15 protein-coding genes are annotated in these 22972 nt (G+C 46.4%); 9 read left to right on the forward strand and 6 right to left on the reverse strand.

The features are described 5' to 3' along the window. Window positions 1-375: 375 nt before the first annotated feature. The 3 genes from A596_RS01175 to A596_RS01185 form a co-directional block, all read right to left on the reverse strand. On the reverse strand, window positions 376-1815 hold the full coding sequence (locus tag A596_RS01175) for a sulfatase family protein (protein ID WP_084127880.1): 1440 nt from the start codon (window positions 1813-1815) through the stop codon (window positions 376-378). 164 nt (window positions 1816-1979) lie between these two features. Then, complete coding sequence (locus A596_RS01180; protein ID WP_200882834.1) at window positions 1980-3413, reverse strand: aryl-sulfate sulfotransferase; 1434 nt, start codon at window positions 3411-3413, stop codon at window positions 1980-1982. A gap of 153 nt (window positions 3414-3566) precedes the next feature. After that, window positions 3567-6362: a TonB-dependent receptor gene (locus A596_RS01185; RefSeq protein ID WP_052417131.1), complete on the reverse strand. Its 2796-nt coding sequence runs from the start codon at window positions 6360-6362 to the stop codon at window positions 3567-3569. A 625-nt stretch (window positions 6363-6987) separates the two neighbouring features. Between A596_RS01185 and A596_RS01190 the strand changes: the two genes are divergently transcribed. The 5 genes from A596_RS01190 to A596_RS01210 all read left to right on the forward strand — a co-directional run bounded on the left by A596_RS01190 (window position 6988) and on the right by A596_RS01210 (window position 12908). Next, the gene (locus tag A596_RS01190) at window positions 6988-9378 is read left to right on the forward strand and encodes a DUF1549 and DUF1553 domain-containing protein (protein ID WP_039912010.1); all 2391 of its coding nucleotides are present in this window, start codon (window positions 6988-6990) and stop codon (window positions 9376-9378) included. Window positions 9379-9462: 84 nt separating this feature from the next. Continuing rightward, window positions 9463-10917 (forward strand): DUF1501 domain-containing protein, encoded by a 1455-nt coding sequence (locus A596_RS01195; RefSeq protein ID WP_039912011.1) that lies wholly within the window; start codon window positions 9463-9465, stop codon window positions 10915-10917. A 212-nt stretch (window positions 10918-11129) separates the two neighbouring features. Further along, a complete protein-coding gene (locus tag A596_RS01200; RefSeq protein ID WP_039912012.1) occupies window positions 11130-11543 on the forward strand; it encodes a hypothetical protein in 414 nt (137 codons plus the stop codon). A gap of 3 nt (window positions 11544-11546) precedes the next feature. Beyond that, window positions 11547-12266 (forward strand): c-type cytochrome, encoded by a 720-nt coding sequence (locus A596_RS01205; RefSeq protein ID WP_052417105.1) that lies wholly within the window; start codon window positions 11547-11549, stop codon window positions 12264-12266. 54 nt (window positions 12267-12320) lie between these two features. Beyond that, entirely contained in the window at window positions 12321-12908 is a 588-nt protein-coding gene (locus tag A596_RS01210; protein ID WP_152600063.1) for a peroxiredoxin, read from the forward strand. Window positions 12909-13142: 234 nt separating this feature from the next. Here A596_RS01210 and A596_RS01215 read toward each other — a convergent pair whose 3' ends face one another. The 3 genes from A596_RS01215 to A596_RS01225 all read right to left on the reverse strand — a co-directional run bounded on the left by A596_RS01215 (window position 13143) and on the right by A596_RS01225 (window position 19078). Then, complete coding sequence (locus A596_RS01215) at window positions 13143-14165, reverse strand: Ldh family oxidoreductase (RefSeq protein ID WP_039912013.1); 1023 nt, start codon at window positions 14163-14165, stop codon at window positions 13143-13145. 159 nt (window positions 14166-14324) lie between these two features. Beyond that, window positions 14325-17294, reverse strand: coding sequence for a TonB-dependent receptor (locus A596_RS01220; protein ID WP_052417106.1), 2970 nt, complete (start codon window positions 17292-17294; stop codon window positions 14325-14327). 287 nt (window positions 17295-17581) lie between these two features. Continuing rightward, window positions 17582-19078 carry an MBL fold metallo-hydrolase gene (locus A596_RS01225; RefSeq protein WP_039912014.1) on the reverse strand — a complete coding sequence of 499 codons (1497 nt, stop codon included), beginning with the start codon at window positions 19076-19078 and terminating at the stop codon, window positions 17582-17584. Window positions 19079-19704: 626 nt separating this feature from the next. On the opposite strand from A596_RS01225, the gene A596_RS01230 reads away from it, so the two are divergent. The 4 genes from A596_RS01230 to A596_RS01245 all read left to right on the forward strand — a co-directional run bounded on the left by A596_RS01230 (window position 19705) and on the right by A596_RS01245 (window position 22933). After that, complete coding sequence (locus A596_RS01230; RefSeq protein WP_052417107.1) at window positions 19705-20166, forward strand: DUF6152 family protein; 462 nt, start codon at window positions 19705-19707, stop codon at window positions 20164-20166. 58 nt (window positions 20167-20224) lie between these two features. Continuing rightward, a complete protein-coding gene (locus tag A596_RS01235; RefSeq protein ID WP_200882835.1) occupies window positions 20225-21067 on the forward strand; it encodes a hypothetical protein in 843 nt (280 codons plus the stop codon). Between the two features lie 49 nt (window positions 21068-21116). Continuing rightward, window positions 21117-22055 (forward strand): hypothetical protein, encoded by a 939-nt coding sequence (locus tag A596_RS01240; RefSeq protein WP_152600064.1) that lies wholly within the window; start codon window positions 21117-21119, stop codon window positions 22053-22055. 362 nt (window positions 22056-22417) lie between these two features. Then, window positions 22418-22933, forward strand: a complete 516-nt coding sequence (locus A596_RS01245) for a c-type cytochrome (protein WP_039912016.1) — start codon at window positions 22418-22420, stop codon at window positions 22931-22933. Window positions 22934-22972: the final 39 nt, after the last annotated feature.

The raw sequence follows: 22972 nt of genomic DNA on the forward strand, positions 1-22972 counted from the left end.
CTGCATAGTGGTTCTATCCAAGCCTGTTTTTATCCAGGCCTGCTGTTAACTAAACAATGTGTCGATGTATGCAATGTGACTATCGCAAGTAACAGACCATGTAATGTTTCCTGGTCAGGAAATTCGTAGCACTTTCGGGAAAAATAAAATCTGTTTGTAAATAAATAGTCGCTGTATTATTTTTTTAAAAAAATAGTCGAAAATGTTATTTAACCGGCAGGAACTGTAGTAAATAAAACCGGTGCGATGATGAGTTGCTGAAGGGGTTTGAAATTTAAACATTCGTTTTTGGGGTGGCTTGCAACATCCTTGTTGTAAGAAGAATAACAATGGGGTTCATCGCTGGAAGCTGCCCCGGCAGGTGTTGTGTGATGGTCACTTCCTGGTGCTAATTACACCGTGGCGATCTGCTTGGCTTTTGCCATCCACCACATGAGTACCGGATTCCTCCGCAAGTGCGAGCATGGTGCTATTCCATTCATCCCAGCGGGTTTTCAATTGGTTGAAAATGTCCGGATGGGTTTCGGCGTAGTTGGCACGCTCGCGCGAATCCTCTTTTAAATTAAACAGGAATTCGTTGTTGGCGATTTTTAAATATTTCCAATCACCGGAGCGTATCGCGCGTTGTCCATTCCCTTTGTAGCGCCAGAACAATGTGCGCGGCTTTTCCGTTTCGCTGCCTAATAAAACGGGTAATAGGTTTTCACCATCGCTTGGATACGCGGGGTCCGGGGTGCCGCCAGCAGCGGCAACCAAGGTCGGTAACCAGTCCATACTGATGGCCACCTGGTCTGATACCTTCCCACCTTTAATTGCAGCGGGCCAACGAATAATACCGGGTACGCGAATGCCGCCTTCAAGCAATTCTGTTTTTTGGCCGGTAAAAGGCCAGGTATCCGAGAAGCGCTCACCACCGTTGTCGCTAGTGAAAATAACGATGGTATTTTTACTGAGCTTTTGTTTATCCAGCGCTTTTAGCACACGGCCAATTGCGGTATCCAATGCAACCACCATTTTGCCGTAGGTTTCCAGGCTACCGCCTTCGTAATGGAAAAGGCTTTTGATTTGCCCGGCAACTGCTTCATCTTCCGGGCCTTCCCAGGGCCAATGGGGCGCGGTGAAATGCAGCGATAAAAAGAATGGATTTTGTTTGTCGTGGGCCTTGATGTAATCCACCGCGCGATCTGCAATCAGATCGGTGTAATAACCCACTTTTTCTACAGGGACTTCACCTTCATAAAGACCTTCTTTTGCATCCGGACCAACATTGGATTTATGCGTGAAATAATCCAGCGCGCCACCGTAATTTCCAAAGAACGTATCGTATCCACTTTTTAACGGGCCGAATGTTGGCAATGAACCCAAATGCCATTTGCCAAAAAGCGCCGTTTTATAGTTTTGCTTTTTGAGCAGTGATGGCAGGGTGGGGTGTTCCGGTGGCAGCCCGATATTATTTGCCGAACCGGATAGCGGTTCCTCAAGGCCTCCGCGTAAACGGTATTGGTAGCGGCCGGTAATTAAGCCAAAGCGCGTTGCAGAGCAAACAGCAGAATTTGCATAATGTTGCGTAAAGCGCAAACCATCCTGCGCTAATTTATCCAGTACGGGAGTTTTAAATGCGCGTTGACCATACACACTTAAATCGGCGTAACCTAAATCATCAGCAAGAATAAAAATAATGTTTGGTTTTTCAGCAGATTTTTCATGGGCTTGTAATAACCCTGATCCCAATAATCCACCGCTAGCCAGCGTTGCTGCCGATATTTTTGAAGCACGTGCGAGAAAGCGGCGGCGATGTTTGTTGATTGATGTCATAACTAATCATTCACCTTGTGAGTTGAGGATAATTGCAGCCGATAATTACTATGCTGCACTATCAGAAAAAAACGCCAGTGCATATGTGCACTGGCTGCAAGCGGCAAACATCCATTGTTTGGTGAACCCTGAGTGAAATCAGTTCGGATAAAAAAATCCTGAAATTACGGCTGTGCATTCACGCGGAATTGTTTAAGGTCCGGTGCTTTTACCGGCTTTTCTGAACGTGGTGTGCCTTCTGGTACCCAGTTGTAGGGAACCGGTTGTGCGCGGTAAACCGTGTTGGCAGAAAACGGTTGCGGATCTTCTGCGCGCGGTGTGCTGAAGTAGGGGCTAATGTATTCCCACACAATTTCGCCTTTGGCTGTAATCTGGAACAAACGGCCGTTCATGCCTTCATCAATCAACGTATTACCGTTTGGCAAACGGCGCGCACTGCTGATATAGGAACTGTAAAAACTGTAACCGGGTTTACCGGAATCTGCGCCGGTGTATTGCCATACAATTTCTTTTTTGATCGGGTCAATTTCCAGTACACGCGAACGCGGTTGGGTGCCGATATTTACCGGCGGATAACCTGCAGCACCCTGGTTATCAAATACCAGTAAATTGCCTTCACCTGGTAAACCTTTGGGGATGATATGCGCATCGTGTTGGCCGGAGATCTGGTCTACCGGGCGCGGTAATTTAAATTGCCCGATTGATGGCGGATAATCCGGCCCGATACGCCACACAATTTTTCCGGATTTTTTATCGATGATGCCGATAATGTTTGCTTCGCGCGCATCGAATAATAAGTTGTCCGGATGAAAGCGTTGATCGCCAGCGTCGTACCATTTGTTGGGGCCCACCACGGACAAATTGTTGAAATGCAAATAATCAAACGGAATGGTTTTATCGTTGCGCGTTAATGTTTCGCGCAGGATTTTCAGTGAGGCTTCGCTAAATCCGAATTCATCGAGATGTTCAAACGCCGCCCACTTCCAAACTACTTCACCTTTTGGATTAACTTCATAGACGCCGTCTTCCAATAATTTTTCGGCCTTCCAGCCTTTTACCGGAATAACATAATTCACCAGGATAATCGTGTTGCCATTGGGCAAGCGATGCCAATCGTGATGTTGGCGAATGCTGGTGCCGTAACCGCTGGCATCGGTGGCAGTACCTTGGGTGGCGTACGCGTCTTGCGCACCGGCACCGCCCCATTGCCAGACCACTTTTCCGTTCCAGTCCACTTCGCCAATCGATTGTGCTGTGGCGTTGGCGCGACCACCGGTTTCGCCGGAAAGTTGTACCAACACATGACCGCGTTTGCCATTGTTTAAGGCGGGATCAATCAACACCGGAGGAAATGCGTTGTAATTCCATTCGTGGACCACGTTGCCATTTAAATCAATTAAATGGGTTTTTTTATCCTGCCCGGCAAATAACACGTAGGAGTTATAGGCTTTGGCGGGATCGTAAATTGTAGTACCGGTGGGGTACACACTGGGAATTGCCTGGGCCAGATTGGCCGCAAGGAAAATAGCTGTTGTTGCTAACGGATAAATAACGCGGTTTAGCGGCGGGATAATTTTTTTCTTCAATGATGCAATCACAACTACGCTCCTTAAAAATTTTCGCCGCCGTCGGGCAGCGGCGAAAATAATTTTTAATGTGACCTGATTAAAACTATTGAACTAACACTATTGAGCTAACAACGGCCGCTATTAAAAACGGCCACTACACTATTAAAAACGGCCACTACACTATTAAAAACGGCCACTAAAGGTCACACCTATCCAGCGCGGGGTAGCCGGTGTGTAACTGTTCCAGGTACGAGTGCTTGGCGTGTCGTCATCAAACAGGTTTTTTACCACCAGGTTTACATCGAAGGTTTGCTTGCTGTTGCCCAGGCCAATACCGAAATCCACCAGCGTACGGCCTTCAATCCAGCCATAGGATGACAGTGAGTTATCCGAGTTGAATTTGCTGTTGTACTGCGCATTCAGACTCGTATGGAACTCTTTCCCGTCAAACACCGGCAGGCGGTAGTCCACACCCAGGTTGAAACTGACTTTTGATGCGCCGGGCAATGTCTCGCCGCTAACATCCTGATAGGGAGGGGCGCCGGTATAGCCATTTTCGGAAGGTTGGGCGGAGTTGGTGAATTCCTCGTAAGTCGAATCCGTGTAGGCGCCTGCGAAACGCAAGGTAGTGTTCGGGATTCCGGAATAAATGCTGTCAATCTCCAGCCCGCGCGACCTTACTTTAGGTATGTTGGCGGTTGCGTTGGTGTAGCGATCTGGCGCATTTGGATCAGCCTGGCGAGCAAGCGTTGTACTGTATTCATCGAAAATGCGACTGGTTTGTTGGTAATCCTTGATGTTCATTTCGAACAACGCAAGGTTAAGAACCAGGGTATTGTTTAGCAGTAATGATTTCAAACCCAATTCAAGCGCATCGTTTTTCTCCTCCTTCACCAGATTTGAAATTCCGTTGGTCGCTTGCGCAATACCGGCTTTTTCGCCGTGCTGCCAGGAGAAATAGGTGGTCAGGTTTTCATTGAATTTATAGGTAGGGCTTATCACAAATGCCGGGAGTGTTTTCTCATAGGGTTCAACATCAAACTCGTTAAACACCACACCGATTTGCGATTGACGCAATGCTTTGGCCGCACCCACTTGTGCTTTTTGGGCAGCGGTCAGGCTGTTGTATGCCGAGCCCGGTGTTGCATCAGCGATGGTCGTTCCAAAATATTTGTTGGCCAAAAAGTCGGCGAGTTTTAACTGGGATACCGAATTATCGTTTACCAGTGTTTTGGTGGTGGTTCCATCGGGGTTGACGGTGGTGACTACGCGCCCCAGGGTTCCTGCTGCGACGTTGGTCGTTGCATTCAAGGCGGTTGTTGCGTTCACGCTGTGGAAACCACCCAGGTTCACATCATTGACTGTGGATGGATTCAACTCTGCGCCGAATCCGGAATCGACAATATGTGTTGAAGTGCGGTTGTCACGCTCTTCGCGGGTAAATCGCAAGCCAGTGGTCAGCACAAACTTATCGGTAAAATTCCAGTTGGCCTGGCCGAATGCGGCAATGCTTTCGTTGTTAATATCCTGATAGCCGGCCGGGCTATTCCAGGCCATGTCCAGACCCGACAGCGAGTTGATGAGCAAATAGCGCCCGGCGCCATCTTTATCCAATGTGGTGTACTGGGCATTACTCGCAAACCACGCACCGGCATCATTGCCCCATATCCGTTGGTACTCGGATTTATTGTTCACGTCCAGGTAATACAAACCCGTTTGATAGTCCACAAAACCGCCTTGCGCGGAACTCAAGCGAACTTCCTGGCTGACTTGTTTGTAATCGTTAAAGAAGCCGCCGGAATTGCGCTGGATGTCAAAGGGCGTGCCTTCATCGTTGACCGCGTTGAAGTGGTAATCCTTGTACGCGGTGATGGAGGTGATGGTGTGGCTATCCAGTTTCCAGTTGAGATCAACAGTGGCTCCGTTGCTGCCGGTGATAAGCGGGCGCGCACTGTCATTGTTTACTTCATCGGTTGCCAGGTAATAATCCGTGTAGTTATAGGCCGGGCTTTGCGTGAACCAGCGTCTGGTGAGGCGTGTTTTCGCATCTTCTGATAATGGATTTATAGACCCGTTTGAGTAGGTTGCGGGTGTGGGCGTGCGAATAGTCCTTCCGTTAGTACGCTCACCAGAGCGTGGTTGAATATCCACAGCAAGGCGCGCGCTGAAATCTTCGTTGGGCGTTAACAGAAATTGTACCCGGCCGGAAACGCGCTCCTTGTTGGTGTAGGTTTCGTCAGTGTTGTAGGCATTTTTGAGATCGCCCTGGCCTTTGGAGACGCTGAGGGAGCCGCGCCATGCCAATAAATTATCAACAACTGCTCCACCGCCGGCGAAGCGGCCTTGCACGGTATCCCATTCACCGAGTGTTAACGCATAAGAGAAATCGGAATCAAAAGAGGGGCGTTTGGTAGTGACATTGATAGCACCAATACTGCTGTTTTTACCCAGCAATGTCCCTTGCGGGCCGCGCGCTACTTCAACAGTTTCTACGTCGGTAAAATCAAAACTGGATGACAATGCGTTATAGGCGTAATTCACACCGTCCACAATTAACCCTACTGCCGGATCTTGCGCTTCGGTTTGACCTTGTTTGCCAATGCCACGGATTGAAAGGCTGCTGGTGCGTTGATTACCCTGGTTCCACGAAATATTCGCGAGGCGTTGCGTCAATGCCGCGATATCAGTCGCGTTTAATCGCTCCAATTCTTTACCTTGCACAACGGATACAGACAAGGGGACATCTTGCAGTTTTTCAATGCGGTTACGGCTGCGCACAGTAACCACATTCAGCACCATGACTTTTTCGTTTGTGTTGGCTGCCAGGAGCGGTGCCTCGTAGGGTGCTTCGTATTCAACAGCTGCTAATTGTTCAGTTGAATTTTGTGCACTGCCTTCGTCATCGGTATTTGCTGATTGGGCAACAGCAGCTGATGATATGGCAACAGAGGCAATAAAAAGTGCCAAAGGTTTAAACAAAAATGGTTTTTCAGCTGCTGAAAAAAGAACATTTTTCGTTCTTGAAAATTTTGCGACGGGCGAGAACATCAAATAACTCCTGATATGTAAATTCATGTGTCAGGAGTGATTGGGCAATTAATATGCCAGTGAAATAAAAGCAACAGGAAAGCGTTTTTAATACGGCAGGTAAAATCTTTAAAAAACAAAAGGTTGCATCAACCTATTTTTTATTTGCCGATATTCAAATGAATTGTTTTGAACAGTTTTTTGCAAAACAAAACATGTTTAAAAAACAACAATAAAAATAAAAATTCCATGCATATTTTTTTTCAGTGCTGAACGCTGTTGCGTGTAGAGCAGTTGCAAAAAAAAATTGTTTTTAACCCACCAGATAAAATGTAATTAGTCGATTATTTTTTTTTAATTTTTTCGTTGAGAAAAATAAAAATCTTTAGGAATCAAAAAGATATTTTGCTTCCTGAAGATTTTTACACTCCCTTTACAAATATGGCTCGCTAGTTGCAATTACCTGAGAGAAATTAATTTAGCTGTTGAGAAATCAATGGCGGGTTAGCAGTTTGGTAGTTAGGTGTTAACCGGTGGTGTTCACCCAGGCAACCATCATTCGTGTAGGAGCGAGTTAATGAACAAGAAGAAATTATACCTGGCGGTTGTGCTGGGTTTATCGGCGTCAGTATTTAGCCTTGGACAGGCTTACGCAGCTGATGCGAAGGATGATGCAGCGAAAAAAACTGCTGCGGCCAAGGCGGAAAAAGTAAAACCTATTACCAGCACCGCATCCAGGGATTGGGCTTACGAGCCTGTTAAAACCGATGTGGTCGTACCTGATGCAGGCCATAGCAAGTGGGTGCGTTCACCAATTGATAATTTTATTCTGGCGCGCCTGAATGAATACAATTTAAAACCTGCTCCTGAAGCGGATCGCGCTACTTATATTCGTCGTGTGACGCTTGACCTGATAGGTTTATTGCCAACTCCTGCTGAAGTAGAAGCATTTGAAAAAGATAAATCACCTGACGCTTATGAAAAGCTGGTGGATCGTCTGTTGGCATCGCCACACTTTGGCGAGCGCCAGGCGCGTCGCTGGTTAGACCTGGCGCGCTATGCAGACAGCGCTGGTTTCCAAAATGACCAGACTCGTCCGAACAACTGGCGTTATCGCGATTATGTAATCAAAGCGTTTAACGACAACAAACCATTCGATACGTTTATTCGCGAGCAAATTGCGGGTGATGAATTATGGCCAGACAGCCAGGAAGCAAAAATCGCAACCGGCTTGTTGGCGGGTTATCCGGATAACTTCAACTCACGTGACCTGGTGCAACGTCACTACCAGATTTCTACCGACATGACTGATCTGGTAGGCGAAACTTTCCTCGCGTCTACTATTGGCTGTGCAAGATGCCACAACCATAAAATCGACAAAATCAGCCAAAAAGAATATTTCCAATTGCAGGCATTCTTTGCGAATACCTTCAATAACGAACGTTTTGAATTGGCGAAAGGTACCGAAACCCAGTGGGATATCGATTTCGTAACCGCGCAGGCTACGTATCAGGCGGCAATCAAACCGATTACTGACCAGCAAAAAGCGATCCTGGATAAGGTGCGCACTGCCGGTCGCAAATACCATAACGAGCGTTATTTGACTGACAGTCGCGATGCTATTTTCAAACCGAAAGAGCAATGGAATCCATTGGACAAATGGGTGAATGCACGTTTGAACGCGGTTGCTTCCGAGCGTGATATTGCGGCTTATTTGAAGGAAACGACTTCAAATAAAGATCACCCGCAATATGTGGCTGCGAATGTGGAATTGTGGAATGAATACGAGCGTTTGACTGAAGAGTTGAAGAAGTTTGATCACTTGCGTCCACGCCGCGGTTCAAAAACTTACACCGCATTAACTGAATTGGGTACCGAAGCACCGGAAACCCGTGTGCGCTTTAACGGTATTCATGAGCGTCCGTTGGAAGCTGTTGAGCCAGGTTTGCCAAAACTCTGGGCAGCAAACTACGACTTGAAGATTACTCCAACAGCAACCTCAACCGGTCGCCGTACTGCATTGGCTAACTGGATTGCCAGCGCTGAAAACCCATTGACTTCACGTGTGTATGTGAACCGTGTCTGGGCGCAATTATTCAATAAGGGCATCGCGGGAATTGTGGAAGATTTCGGTCGCGCGGGTGAAAAACCAACGCATCCTGAATTGCTGGATTACCTCGCAAGCAACTTCACCAAAAATGGCTGGAACGTAAAACAATTACAACGTGACATCGTGTTGTCGGCTGTATATCGCCAATCATCTGATGAGCGCGCTGATGCGTTGAAGGTTGATCCAAACAATAAATTGTTAGCGTCATACCCACGCAAGCGTTTGGAAGCAGAAGAGCTGCGCGATTCATTGCTCTACGCTTCGGGTGAACTGGATGAAACTATCGGTGGCCCGGCGGTGTTCCCGAAAGTGCCTTCAAGCCTGGTAGCGGGTAATACCTTGAACAACGGTCAAGGTGGTGCGCTGTGGGAAGAAGCCAAAGATCCTAACGATCACAAGCGTCGCAGTATTTATACCTTTGTTCGTCGCAGCTTGCCGTATCCGTTGACTGCATCGTTCGATCCGGCGGACCCATCCAAGCCGCATCACAAGCGCGATGTAACAACTACACCACTGCAAGCATTAACCCTGTTCAACAGTGACGTGGTATTCGGTTGGTCACAAGCATTGGCGGGCCGTGTAATTTCTGAAGCGGGTGCGAACGAAAGTGCGCAGATCGATAAGCTTTACGAAATTCTGTTCTCACGCAAACCAACCAGCAAAGAAAAATCAGCGCTGAAAGGTTTCCTGAAGGAACAACAGAAATTAGTGGAATCAAAAACCTGGACTGACAAATTTGAAGTTGCTGTACCAACCGGTTTGAAAGACACCAAAAACCTGGACCCATTCAAAGCCGCTGCTTTTGTGGACCTGGTACACGCAGTAGCTAACTCCAATGACTTTGCGTATCGCTTCTGATACGCAGGGTTGCAGGAAGTTACTGTTAAAAAATTACGGTTATTTAAAAATTATCTTTACTAATTAAACAATGAGATTACTGCAATGGATAATAAATCACGTCGCGACTTTTTAAAGAACACCGGCCTGGGAGTGGGTGGTGCGGCTCTGGCAGGTGCTATTCCAGGTTTGAGTGTGAATGCTGCTGTGGCTGCTGATCTGGTAGATCCTGCTGATCCGTTAGCACCGAAAGAGCCGCATTTTCCGGCAAAAATCAAATCGGTAATCTGGCTGCATCAAAACGGCGCTCCAAGTACATTGGACCTGTACGATTACAAACCAGAGCTGGTAAAAAATGCTGGCAAACCAGTACCGGAATCGTTCCTCAAAGGAATTAAAACCAGTACGCAAGGTGGTGTGAATGGTTTGTTTGTTTCCAAGGAAAGAACTTGGAAACAATACGGCGAGAGTGGTGCATGGTTCTCTAACCTGTTGCCAAATCTTGCTAACCACGCCGATAAACTGACCTTTATCAAATCAAGCGTCACCATCGGTGCAACCCACGATATTTCTATTTTGAAATTGAACACCGGTGATTTGAACCCGGGCCGCCCGTCATTGGGTGCATGGGTTTCCTACGCACTGGGTACCGCTAACCCGGATTTGCCACCTTATGTAGTGCTGTACAACGGTGCCTCTGAGCCGCGTGCAGGTTCAGTGAACTGGCATTCAGGTTTCTTGCCGGCCGTTTACCAAGGTACTGCATTCCGTCCGGGTGCATCACCAATCTATTATCTGGATCGTCCTGAATTGCGCTCTGCACTGCAACAACGCAACTCCCTGGATCTGTTGAACAAGCTCAACCAAATCGGAGCCAGTGACCGTCCATTGGATACCGAATTGAAAGCGCGTTTGCGTTCTTATGAGTTGGCAGATCGTATGCAAGTTGCTGCACCGGAAGCAGTGGATCTCACTAAAGAAAGTGATGCAACCAAAAAACTGTACGGTATTGATGATCCGGTGAGCAGCAGCTACGGCACAACCTTATTGCGTGCGCGTCGTCTGGTAGAACGCGGTGTGCGTTTTATCCAGGTAGTGAGTGGTGCTCCGGATGGCGAAACTGAAATCACCAGTTGGGATGCGCACGATGACCTGGATAAAAACCATGGTTTGATGGCGAAAATGGTTGATAAACCCATCGCTGGTTTGCTGGAAGATTTGAAAACCCTCGGCCTGCTTGAAACTACGCTCGTCGTATGGACTTCAGAATTCTCGCGCACCCCATGGGGTGAGAGCGGTACTGGCCGTGACCATAACCCATGGGGTTACACCCAATGGATGGCCGGTGGCGGTTTGAAAGCCGGTTTCACTTACGGTGCAACTGACGAACTCGGTGTGCAAGTTGCCGATAAGGATACCGCTGTAGATACCTACGATTTGCATGCAACCGTATTGCAATTGCTTGGCTTGAACCACTTGAAAACCACCTTCATTAACAATGGCCGCTCAGAGCGTCCAACAGTTGTGTTCGGTAAAGTGATTAAAGATATTTTGGCTTAATGCCTGGCTGGATTTACTAGATAGTTTTTTTAGGGTGATTTGCGAGGCAGCATTGCTGCCTCATTTTTTATCTGTAGTTTTATATTTCGAACTGTGTTGTTTTTATTTTTCTTATTACTGTTTTTTATTTTTGCAATTAATTTGATATTTCCATATTGCAAATGTACTTGATATTTTTATTACCTCTTTGTTGAAATTATTACCGGGAAATTATGCGTAATTTTGTTGTCGCTCTACGTTTTTTCGTGCTGTTGTTCGGTCTTAATCTGTTGGCTATTTCAGCTCCTTTTGCTGAGGAATCTGAGATGGATATGGATTTGATGCAAACGATTGAAGATACAAATGATAGTTTAACTTCCAATGTTTCTTTAGAGGATGCAGATGCTGCAACAGCAGATGCCCAAACATTGAATGAACTTTTTGCCGTGGTAGTTGAACACTATCAAAAAGAGTTGGCTGCTGGTAATGATGTTGCTGAAGCAGTGAAATTATCAGAGAAAAGTAAAAAGATATCTGGTGATATTATTAGCCAGGTAAAAGCGGGTGACTTTGAAAGCGCCGCGCACTCGGCAACAGAGCTTTCGCGTACCTGCAAAACCTGCCATAACTTTTATAAAGAAGATTAAGGCATGGCGATATTAAAATCCCAGGCCTTACTCCGGGGTAACCCGGGGGGCTCGTTGTGTGGTGCGCGTTTTTGTATTCGAATTGTGTTGTTGTGTTGTTCGCTGCTGTTGTCCCAGGCGATCCTCGCGGGGGAATTTAGTGGTAATGCTGCTGAAGGAAAAGCAAAAGCAACCGATGAGCGTTGTGCTGAATGCCATGGGCTTGACGGTAACATCCACGCGTTTAATGAATCAGCAAAGATTCCTAAACTGGCAGGGCAAAGTCCGGATTATTTGTTGAAGCAATTCCAGGATTTTCGCAGCGGTGAGCGCAAGAACGATTTTATGGCGATTATGGCGCGGAACCTGGATGATGCCGATGTGGTCGATATTCTGGCCTGGTACGCCAGCCAACCGGTGATGACCGGTAACCATGAAGCCAGCGCACAAGGCGAGAAGTTATTCCTGGAGGGTGATGCGAAACGCGGTATAGTCGCCTGCGCTAGTTGCCATGGACGCGATGGCAAGGGAACTCGCGAGCCGGTAAAAGGATATCCCGATTTACCTCCCGAGCTGATTCCGGTTGTCGGTGGACAGGATTGGCATTATCTGGACCAGCAATTACGCGATTGGCGGGCAGGGGAGCGAACCAACAGCCAGGATGGTGTAATGAATAAAGTAACCAGAAATTTAACCGATGCAGAAATCAATGCGTTAAATGATTTTATCTCTGCATTAAAATAAGCGGAAAATTTCCACCAGGCCTTTTTAAGGCAAATCTTTTTGAAGGAAAAAGTTATGAAATTTTCAATCAGCAAATCATTACTGGCCGGTGTTTTTGCCGGTAGCCTGGCGTTGCCCGCCATGGCGGCATTGGAAGCAGGAAATACTGCCCCGGATTTTGCACTCAAGGCCTCTTTAGCGGGAAAGGCGTTCGATTTTTCACTCAAGGAAAAATTAAAATCTGGCCCGGTTGTTGTTTATTTTTATCCGTCAGCGTATACCAATGGTTGTAATTTACAGGCACACAGCTTTTCCGTGAACAGCGAAAAATTTGCCAAAGCCGGGGCAACTGTAATCGGTGTTTCATTGGATAGTATTGAGCGCCTTAACGATTTTTCTTCAGATCCTGAATATTGTGCAGGCAAAGTGGCGGTCGCATCAGATCCGCAAGGCAAAGTGGCTAAATCATTTGAATTGAACGTGCGCGATGCCGCCCCTGGCAAAACGGACAGTCGTGGTAAAGCAATCGAACACGGTTTTGCTGAACGCACTACCTTTATCATTACCGAAGACGGAAAAATTTCTTCTACCATTAGTGGTGTTTCGCCAACTGATAATGTCAAGCAAGCCTTGGCAGCGGTAGAGAAGCTGGCTGCGAAGTAAAATATTGACTGGAAATAATTTGAAAATTGTTTCCGTTTTCCTTACTTGCTATTTAAACCATGAATTATTCAGTGGCTACATGGCAAGTAAGGAAGTTCAGGGTTTACATTGGAAGAGCGATATTTAAGCTGCAATGTTTAGGCGGGAGCACTTAAAGAGCGGTATCTCTCAAGCAAGTGATAGGTTCAAGAGAATTGCGAACCCATGCTGCGGTTTTTCATTCCCTTCATAATTTTAATTAAAATAAATCCCCACACTATTTAGCTGCAGCACGATTTCGTTGTGTAGCTCTACGCCACCCGCTAATTGTTTATCCCGTGTTTGCCAGCCACGTTCACCTGGATATGAAAAGGGCGCTGCTTCTGTTTTCAGGTAAGCAATAAAAGCATCGCTGTGCTGGTGAAATTCAGCGGGATCAATAAACGCGGAAGGATTCAGGGCGATAAAAATTTTGCTCGCTTGAGGGTCCAGACCACTTGGATCATGGCCGCGAATTTGATGTGTGAATGCTGTGCCGGCCAGGGCGGCGGTGAGTAATTCAAACATTAGCGCTAGCCCTGCACCTTTGTGTTCACCCATGGGTAGTACTGCGCCCCCTAAAATAGCTTTTGCATCATTAGTGGGTTTGCCTTCTGCATCCAGCCCCCAATTATCGGGTAAGGTTTTTCCTTCGCGTAACCAGGTTCCTACTTTGCCAACAGCAGCCTGGCTCATTGCCATGTCTAATACAATCGGTTGGTCAGAAATTTTGCCCGGTATCCCGATCGCAAGCGGATTATTTCCAATCACTGCTTTTGTTGCGCCACCAATGGCCATGGTCGGAATTGCGTTGGTTGTACAAATTCCAATAAATCCTGCCTGCGCGGCGCGATTGGCATAAGCATGGGCGCGCCCCCAATGCGTGGTGTTTTTAGCGAGGCAAACACCCACACCAAATTCTTGTGCGAGTGTAATTGCCTGTTGCATTGCTTTTTGCGATGCGTATCGACCGGGACCGTTGTTGCAATCCAATACGGCAATTGCACCAAATTGGCGTACCGCCGTGAATTGTGGATTTTTTGTAACCCGGCCTTCTGCCAATGCTTTTAATAATGGCGGCAACATTCTTACGCCGTGTGAAGGGACACCGAGCAAATCCGCTTCAGTCATAATATCGGCTTCGATTTGCGCTTGCTCCGATGCTATGCCCGCAAGCACTAAGCGATCATAAATTTTTTTTTGCAATAATTGATAGGGAACAACAGTTGAGTCGCTCATGGAAAAATCCGTGGTCTTTTTAAAATGAAAGAACGGGATAATGGCGTATAGGTACATATACCATTATCCCGCTGCGGGGAAGAGAATCATCCATGATTAATGCAGCACACTCAATAGCAGATTTTCAAGGGCTGCTAATGCGTGTGGTTTTTTACGAATTTAGAATTTTCCGGTAAACACAACACCAACCCAACGTGGGTAAGGCCATGGAGCATAACTGTTCCAGCCGCGTTCATGGGTGCGATCATCAAATGCATTTTTAACGATCAGGCTCACATCCAGTTTTCCATCAATTGAACCGAAACCAATAGAGGCATCAGTGCGGCTATAGCCCGGTGTATACGAATAAGAGGATAAATCATCGGCATTCAAATAATCGCTGGTATATGCAGTATTGAAGCTTGCATGGAATTCCGCTGCGCTTAACACCGGTAAACGATATTCCACACCCAGGTTCACCGTCCATTTAGCTGCGCCCGGTAAATTCTTTCCGGTTTGGTCAACAAATGGATCATCCAGGTAGTTTAATTCCGGCGGCTTGGGCGAGTTTTTAAAATCGGTGTAATAAGCATCGTTAAATGCCCCGCTCAAACGAAAACTGAAATGCTCGATACCGGTGTAATAACCATCGAATTCCACACCTTCTACGCGCACCCCATCAACGTTGCCTTGTGCAGTTATGTACGCCAGCGAAGGTACAACACCGTTGTTGATATTGTCTTGCGTTGCCCACTCATCCACTTTACGAATGGCTTGTTGATAATCTTCAATATCCATTCTGAACAAGTTGATGTTAAACACTAATTCATCATCGAAGAATGTCGTTTTTACGCCGACTTCATATGAGTTGGTTTTTTCCGGTTTTACACCCGTAGGTTCGCCGTTGATGTTAAACGCAGTGCCGGATTTTTCACCGTATTGCCAGGTAACATAACCGCGGACCTGGTCATTAAACTCGTAGGCCTGGCTTAAAAAACCGGTGTAGAGTGTATCGTCATAGGTGCTCGAAACTTCGGGAATTAATTGGCCGATCTGGCTGGCACGCAGCGCTTTTGCGTTAGCAATTTGGGCCTTTTGCGCAGCAGTCAAACTGTTGTAGGCGGCTCCGGGAACATTGGTAATCGCTACGCCGTAATATTTATTAGCCACAGCATCCGCCAAACTTTTTTGCGCATCGGTGTTGGCATTGGTGTGCACAGTGGTAGCGCTGATCGCATTACCGAATTTATCGCGTTGTTGTGTAATAGTACCTAATTGGCCGCGCAGTTCTGCAGGAATGGTGCTGGCAGTACCGACAACATCAAATCCTCCCAAATCGATTCCGCGCACTGAAGAAGGATTCAGCCAGCTACCTGAACCATCATTTTGCAATTCTACGATATCTGTGGTGGTTCGATCTTCGGTGCCGACGCGCAAACCTGCAGTGAACGTAGCTGACTCATGCCAATGCCAGTTGGCATTACCATAGATAGCATTGCTTTCTGTTTCTACATCGGTCGCGCCATATTTGCGAACGTTATCCAATGCGTCGCGCAACAACGCAAGGCCAGCACCGCGATTTATACCTGCGTTTCGCTCCAGGGAATTGTATTGGGCCGTTGTTGCAAACCAGGCGCCGGCATCAGAGCCCCAACCGGTTTTAGAGGTAATGGTGTCTTCAGTTTGAAAGAAAAATAAACCGGCAATGTAATCAAAGCTGCCTTCTTTATCCGATTCAATACTGAATTCCTGGCTGTATTGTTTATAGAACACACCGCCACCACCGTCGATACTAATATCAAACGGAGTACCTTCATCATTGTGCGCATCGAAAGTATAGGCACGCCATGCAGTAATAGAATTGAGTTTGTGATGATCAAGTTGATAATCCAGATTTAACGATGCGCCTTTATTAGAAACTGTTTGCCCCTGGTTCTCATTGAAATAAACGGTTTCATCGCCTTCGTTGGCAAGATAATCTTCATAGCTGTAAACATTATTTTTAACGAATTTGCGATTTTCGAACCAATTGCGTGGGCCTACCCAGCTCTCCGTAATTTTGGTAATGGCATTGGTTGCAGGATCACGGGTAAGGGATTCTTGCCAAAACCCTGCCAGTTTAGCCTTTGAACCTGTACCACTTGGATCAGAGAGCCTGCCATTCGGCGCGAGCGCGCTGGCATTGTTATAGCGCTCTGGTTGATCGACGTAAAAAGTCAAACCATTTTGCAATTGTGCGCCGCGTGGTTCGAGATCTACGCTCAACAGCGCGTTAAATTTTTCAGTGGGTGTTAACAAAAACTGTACGCGACCACTCACGCGGTTACGATTATACATACTGAAGTTTTCGTCATAGCGTTGCTCATACGCGCCGCGTTGTTTATCAACAATGAATGAACCGCGCCACGCCAGCAAATCATCAATGACTGGTCCACCATAAGCGCCTTTCAAGATGACAGTATCGCGCTCACCATAGGCAACACTTAATTCACCACCAGGTTCAAACGTTGGCTTTTTGGTGGTGACATACACTGCACCGGAACTGCCACCTTTTCCACCTAATGTCCCTACCGGGCCGCGAAAGCCTTCAACGGTTTCAATATCATAAAAATCGAAGTTGCCTTGTGCAGTTAAACCAAAGCTAACACCATCCTGAATAACCAATACGCTAGGGTCTTGCACTTCGGCAAATGCGCGTTTGCCTACACCGCGAATTGACAGTGATGCGCCGCGCGTGTTGTTCTGGTTAAACGTAACGTTAGCTAAACGTTTGGATATGGATTCATAATCCAGGCCCAGTTCGCGATTCAACACTTCACCGGAAATAATGGATTGTGAAAAAGGTTCTTCACGGGTTTTAAGCAGGTTTTTTGTTTCTTCTTCTTTGATACCGGTAACCAACAGTTCCTGAACTTGCGGGCTGCGTTTGCCGCCGGCGCTAGTAGGTTCGGACTCCAGGATTTCATTGACATCAACATCCTTTTCTTCCGGTGCTGCCTCTTCTGCTTGTGCTAGTGCCTGGTTAGCTGTGATAAAAATAAGGCCACTTAAAATAATGCTTAACGGTTTTACAGAAAATTTTTTCCCAAGGTTGTTTTTTTTGGTTTGAAAAAGCGATTCGTAATTGGTTGCTCGATCAGTAGCTTTCATTAATAACTCCAAAGTATATATTCTTAGCCGCCGGTGAAATTGCAAGCGATATACCAACTTGGAATTATTTTTTAAATTTATTTAAGTGTTTGATTTATTGCATATTAATTTTTTTTAAACAGTGTTCGTTGAGTGTAGTGTCAAGAGTGTTTATTTGAATTTAATCAATGTTGGATAAAATACAGCAACTCTGTTGCTAATCTCTCATAACCAAAATTTTTCACTTTAGAATAAAAAAGGCGCTATCCAATGGATAGCGCCTTTTATTTGCAATTGAATTAATAAAATTAATTGCTGGCGGTATTGATAGAAATAAATGATTCCAGATCTTGCAGTTTAACCAAACGGCCATGCAGTGGTGCAATTTGCGCGACGTCCAGTTTCAGGCGATTAATATTCTCATACAAGTTTTTTGAGAAAGGGTTCACGCTGGTTGGTGCAGGCGCATTTGACGCCGGTGGTGTGAACGCGTCAGCCTCAACCAGAATTTTTTCCTTGGGCAAATAGATCAGTGCAAATGCATCGTTGTGGCCATTGCCTGCGATTGAGTGAATTTCAATTGGGCGTTGACCATCGGTCAATACCAGCTTGTCATTAAAGGTTTGGAATTTTGCTGCCTTTTTAGAGCTGGCCAATTTATCCGGATTAATAGTGCGCGCTTGTTGCCAGGCTTTCTCATAGAAAGGTTTGTTGAGCTCATGGGTAACTATTGTTGCCCCGGCATCAACATAAGTGCGCAAACCACCGGAGTGGTCAAAGTGCTGGTGGCTGTTAATCAGGTGCGTGATAGGTTTGTTGGGAATCAACTCTTTTACTTTTGCAATGACGGCTACTGAACGCGCTTCGTTAAGCGGGGCCTCAATCACCACAACATGATCTTTTTGTTCTACCGCCAGGCTGTGGTGTGACCCGCCTTGCAAATAATGAACACCGGGAGCTAATTCGGTACTCGTTACCGCAACAGCAGGTGACGGATTGCTTTTGACATCTGCCGGTACTGCCACATCAACAGGCTGGTTGATTTTTACCTGGTTAACGTTGATATCCAATACGGGTGAGCCGCCTTGCACTTTAACGATTTTTGCCGGGAAGCGAGTGCCATTGAAATCTTTGTATTGGCTGTAATTGACTTCTACCAGCGTGTCACCAATGATCGGGTTATCAATCCAGGTTTTTACTTGTTCAAGTTCACCTTTGCTATTAATTAAACCCTGGTATTTATATTTTTGCAGATTGAATTCAACCAGCGTGGCATCCCCTTTTTTATTGGTGACTGCGTGGTTGGATTGTGCCGCTTTCAAAAAGCCTTGTGGTGTTGTCCAGATTTCTGCTTGCCGCTCTTCTACGGCAGCAGGTTGTGCTTGTGGTACAGCTGGTGTACCTGGTGCAGAGCCTTGAGGGGCTGCCAGGTTCCATGCAACGGAGCCACTGACATATTGATCCGGTTTCTGCTCTACAGGAACCGGACGCTCACGGTTTGCTTCAACAATTTGCAGGCGCGTTTGTTGGGTGCGCGCCGACTGGTTGTCAAAGTTAATACTCGCGCTGTAACTTTTAACTTCAAACGCGGGCCAGGCAGTGCCCGGTGCCGGCGATTGACCGAATTGGTACCACTTGCCTGACCCGGTAAATTCCAGGGTTTTAACTTTATCAGCACCTGCTTTTTTATAAGCAGCTTCCAATGCTGATTCAGCAGCGTAAAGGCCGGTACTCAGGCTTAAACCCAGCGCAATCAAGCCAGCCTTGAATGGCAGGCCAGAACCTGTGTGAATAATCGATTTCATAAAAAATATTTCCTGTTGGTAGATAAAATTAAACGTTTAACGAGCTGAATTAACGAACGAGAAAAAATCAGTGCTTTTTAGCGTTGCAGGTTAGAAACCTGCCGTTTAAAAAATGGCTGGCATAAAAATCATCGCAGACGATGTAAAACACGGGTTTGTATTTTGAAGTTCCAACTTCCGCTTTTTGTTTATTGTTTAAGAGCAATGCCTATACCAAATTACCGATTTATTTTTATTCTGATGGGTTTCATCCTGCGAATGTTGAATTGGATACGCGAATGCTGAAATAAAAACAGTGTTTGTTGTGTTTATCACATGATCGTGATTGTTAGTTTCCACCAGGAAAAATCTACCTTGTTATCCATTTGATGGATCGAACAGGATGTTGTTGGATAGCCAGCATTTATTTTAATTTTTTTTATAAGTTCAGGGCAGTGATGATTATTTTTGAACAGTAAAAAGGAAAGTATTCGTGAATGGCGCATTTTTATCGCGATGGTCTGCAAATTGCTATTCGAGGGATAAGTGAATTGTTAACTGAACCGTTAACTGCGGTGTTAACAGCCGAAACGTTTATGTTTTGTTATTAACTTAATTTTTTATCACCTTGGCTAATGAGGCAGGCTATGAAATTTTTATCCGCAAAAAAAGTACGATCTTTGCTAAAACCACTCGCAGGGGTTGCTGTTGTTTCCGCCATGGTTTTCTCATCGCCCACTACCTTTGCACACCATGCATTTTCCGCAGAGTTTGATGCGAACCAACCGATCGAATTGACGGGTGTAGTCACCAAGCTTGAATTGGTAAATCCACACAGTTGGTTGTATTTCGATGTGAAACAAGCCGATGGCAAAGTAGCAAATTGGGGGTTTGAATTTGGTGCGCCCTTTAGCTTGAAACAAAAGGGATTAACCAAGGCATCCTTGCCTGTTGGTACGCAAGTCACCCTGAAAGGTTTTCGAGCGAAGAATGGTTTGAATTTCGGTTACGCGGTAACAGCAACGCTCGCTGATGGACGTGTATTCACAACAGGTGGTGCACCCGATGCGCCGGCTAACCAGCAAAAATCTTCTGCTCCCAAGTCGTAAACCTGTTATCAGTTATTGATATTGCTGATTAATTATTTCTGATTATCGGGAGAATCCTTTGAGTCGTCCACTGCAATTAACCATTCAATTGAAATGGTACCTGCTCACCGGCAGTTTATTCCTGGTGAGCATCTTCGGTTTGCAAGCTTGCAACAAACAAGGTGTTGGTGAAGCCAACGCGCAGACACAGCAGGCAAATCCAACGCCTGATGGTATTCCGCGCCTGGCGAATGGCAAACCGGATTTTTCCGGAATCTGGCAGAGTACCAGCGGCGCTGATTATGATTTGGAGCCGCATAACCATCGCGAGGATGCACCGCCGGGAGCCGGTGTTGTAGAAGGAAAATATTTGCCGTATTTACCGGAAGCGTTGGAGCAAAAGAAAAAGAATTTTGCCGAACGTAAAAAACTGGACCCGGCATTGAAAGGTTATACGTTAGGTGTTCCGCGCGGTATTTATTACCCGGCGCCGTTCCAGATTTTCCAGCGCGAAAAAGATTTATTTATCGTGCATCAGTTTGGCCATTCAGTGCGTACTATTTTCACCAATAACACTGGTCATCCCAAAGATCCTTACGATTGGTGGTTAGGTGATTCGCGCGGTACATGGGAGGGCGATACGTTGGTGGTAGATGCGCGTCATTTCAATGATAAAACCTGGTTTGACAGCGCCGGTAATTATCACAGCGATGCGTTGCAAGTGCTGGAGCGCTGGACTTTCCTTGATCGCAATACTATCGAATACCAGGCCACGATTACTGACGAAAAAGTTTTTAGTCGCCCCTGGACATTGAGCGTGATTTTGCATCGCCACCGCGAAAAAGATTTCCAGCTGATTGAGGATTATCGTTTTACCCTGGAGTACGACGAATTTTATCCGCCCAGGCCCAGCGGCAATTAATGCCTGATCATTGCGCCCAATCACAGCTTGGATATTTACGAGGCATCTTATGAGACAACCAGCAGCAACATTTTTTTCTGTGCGTAAAACGGCAATAGCGATGATATTAATAAGTATCTCCGCATTGGGTTACGCACAGGGTGGTATTCCAATTGAGAAAAGTTTCCCGGAAATTAAATCCGGTGAGTGGACAGGTCCGCGTTTGGCCGATGGACAACCGGATGTCCAGGGGCATTGGTCTAACACAATTGCGAACCACAATAATTTTACCGATCCGCAAGGCGGCATTCCCAATGACCCTAATCCTCGCCCGGCTGACCAGGGGCCGCGTGAAGCGCGTGCGCCCAGCCGTGTGAGTGATCCTGCGGATGGGCAGGTTCCATTGCAGCCATGGGCGTTGGAAAAAGTCAAAGAATTCCAGGTGGGTTTTCATAACCCGGTAAAACAGGAGTATATAGAACCATTAGCGCGTTGCGCACCGGCAGGTGTGCCCAAATCGCTTTATTGGCACGGCTATGAAATCAGCCAGTATCCCGGTTATGTGTTATTCCAGTTCAATTCAGGTACGCGTATTATCCATTTGGATAACAAAGCCCCACTGCCAGACAATATTAAATTGTGGAATGGCGATTCGCGCGGACACTGGGAGGGGAATACATTGGTGGTGAGCGTGCGTAACCATAACGGCAAGGCCTTATTTGGCCGCTCCGGTGAGTTCATTAGCGAAAACGGTACTATTGAAGAGCGTTATATTTTTAATAGTGATCGTTCTCGTTACAACTATGTGGCTACGATTACTGATCCGACGGTTTATACGCGCCCATTTACCGTCACCATTCCCGCCAAGCGTTATACCGAGGCGGACACACCTAATGGCTGGCATTTTGAAGTGGAACCGGCTACACATGCGGGTAACGAGTTAATCCTTGAGCATTACGAGCGCATCTGCGCCGAGAATAATGGTGCTTTTGGCATTACTGCTAAATAACCTTTTATGAGCCGTGTTCATCACGGCGCAGTATTGCTGTTGCGATAAGCTTGCACGCAAATTTATACTGCGAGCGCCAGCAGGGGTAGTGGTACTGCGGCCATAAGGGCAGGGTGATAATGCCCGCCGAAAAAATTTTGATCGGGGCGCTTGTTGCGGGCAATGGGTATGTTTTCATCGAAACGGCATGCTCATTGCAAAAAGTCAAACAGCATGGGCAAATTGATTGGCAGTTCGATTGAAAAATCGGCGAATCGTTTGTGTATGTAATGAAACAAAGCAATAAGTGTTCAAATTGAAATACTTGTACCGGTTAGCTTGATGAATAATCAACAGACATAGATCTTAGGAGAATCCTGTTAATGACTCGTGTAGCCAAAGTTGTAACCTCGTTAAAAATTCTGGGCGCTGCTTGCCTGGTTGCTGGTAGTGCCAGTGTGTTTGCTGCAGATGAACCTGCAAAAGCGGCACCAGCGGCAGCTTCGGATGCGGCCAAGCAAGCGATTGCTGTACGCAAGGCAGCATTTTTGTTGATTGCCAATAACTTCAAACCTATTGGTGAAGTTCTGCAAGGTAAAGCTGCTTACAACCAGGCTGAAATCGTGAAGCGTGCACAGCGCGTTGCTTTTTTGAGTGAGTTACTGGATGGGACTTTCCCGGCGGAGTCCAATCTGGGTGTACCACAAACCAAAACCAAAGCTGAGGCCTTCACTAAAAAAGAAGACTTCGATAAGTTGTTAAAAGAATTTGTAGCCAATTCAAAAAACCTGGCTCAAGTTGCTGCGAAGGAATCTACTGCGTCTGACGCGTTCAAAAATGCCGCCAAGGCAGTTGCTGAAGGCTGCAAAGGCTGTCACGACAAGTACAAGGAAAAATAGTCCGCTGTTGTTGTTAATTCTATGCTGGCCACTGTGCCA

The sequence above is a fragment of the Cellvibrio mixtus subsp. mixtus J3-8 genome (assembly GCF_000766945.1).
GTDB classification, from domain to species: domain Bacteria; phylum Pseudomonadota; class Gammaproteobacteria; order Pseudomonadales; family Cellvibrionaceae; genus Cellvibrio; species Cellvibrio mixtus_A.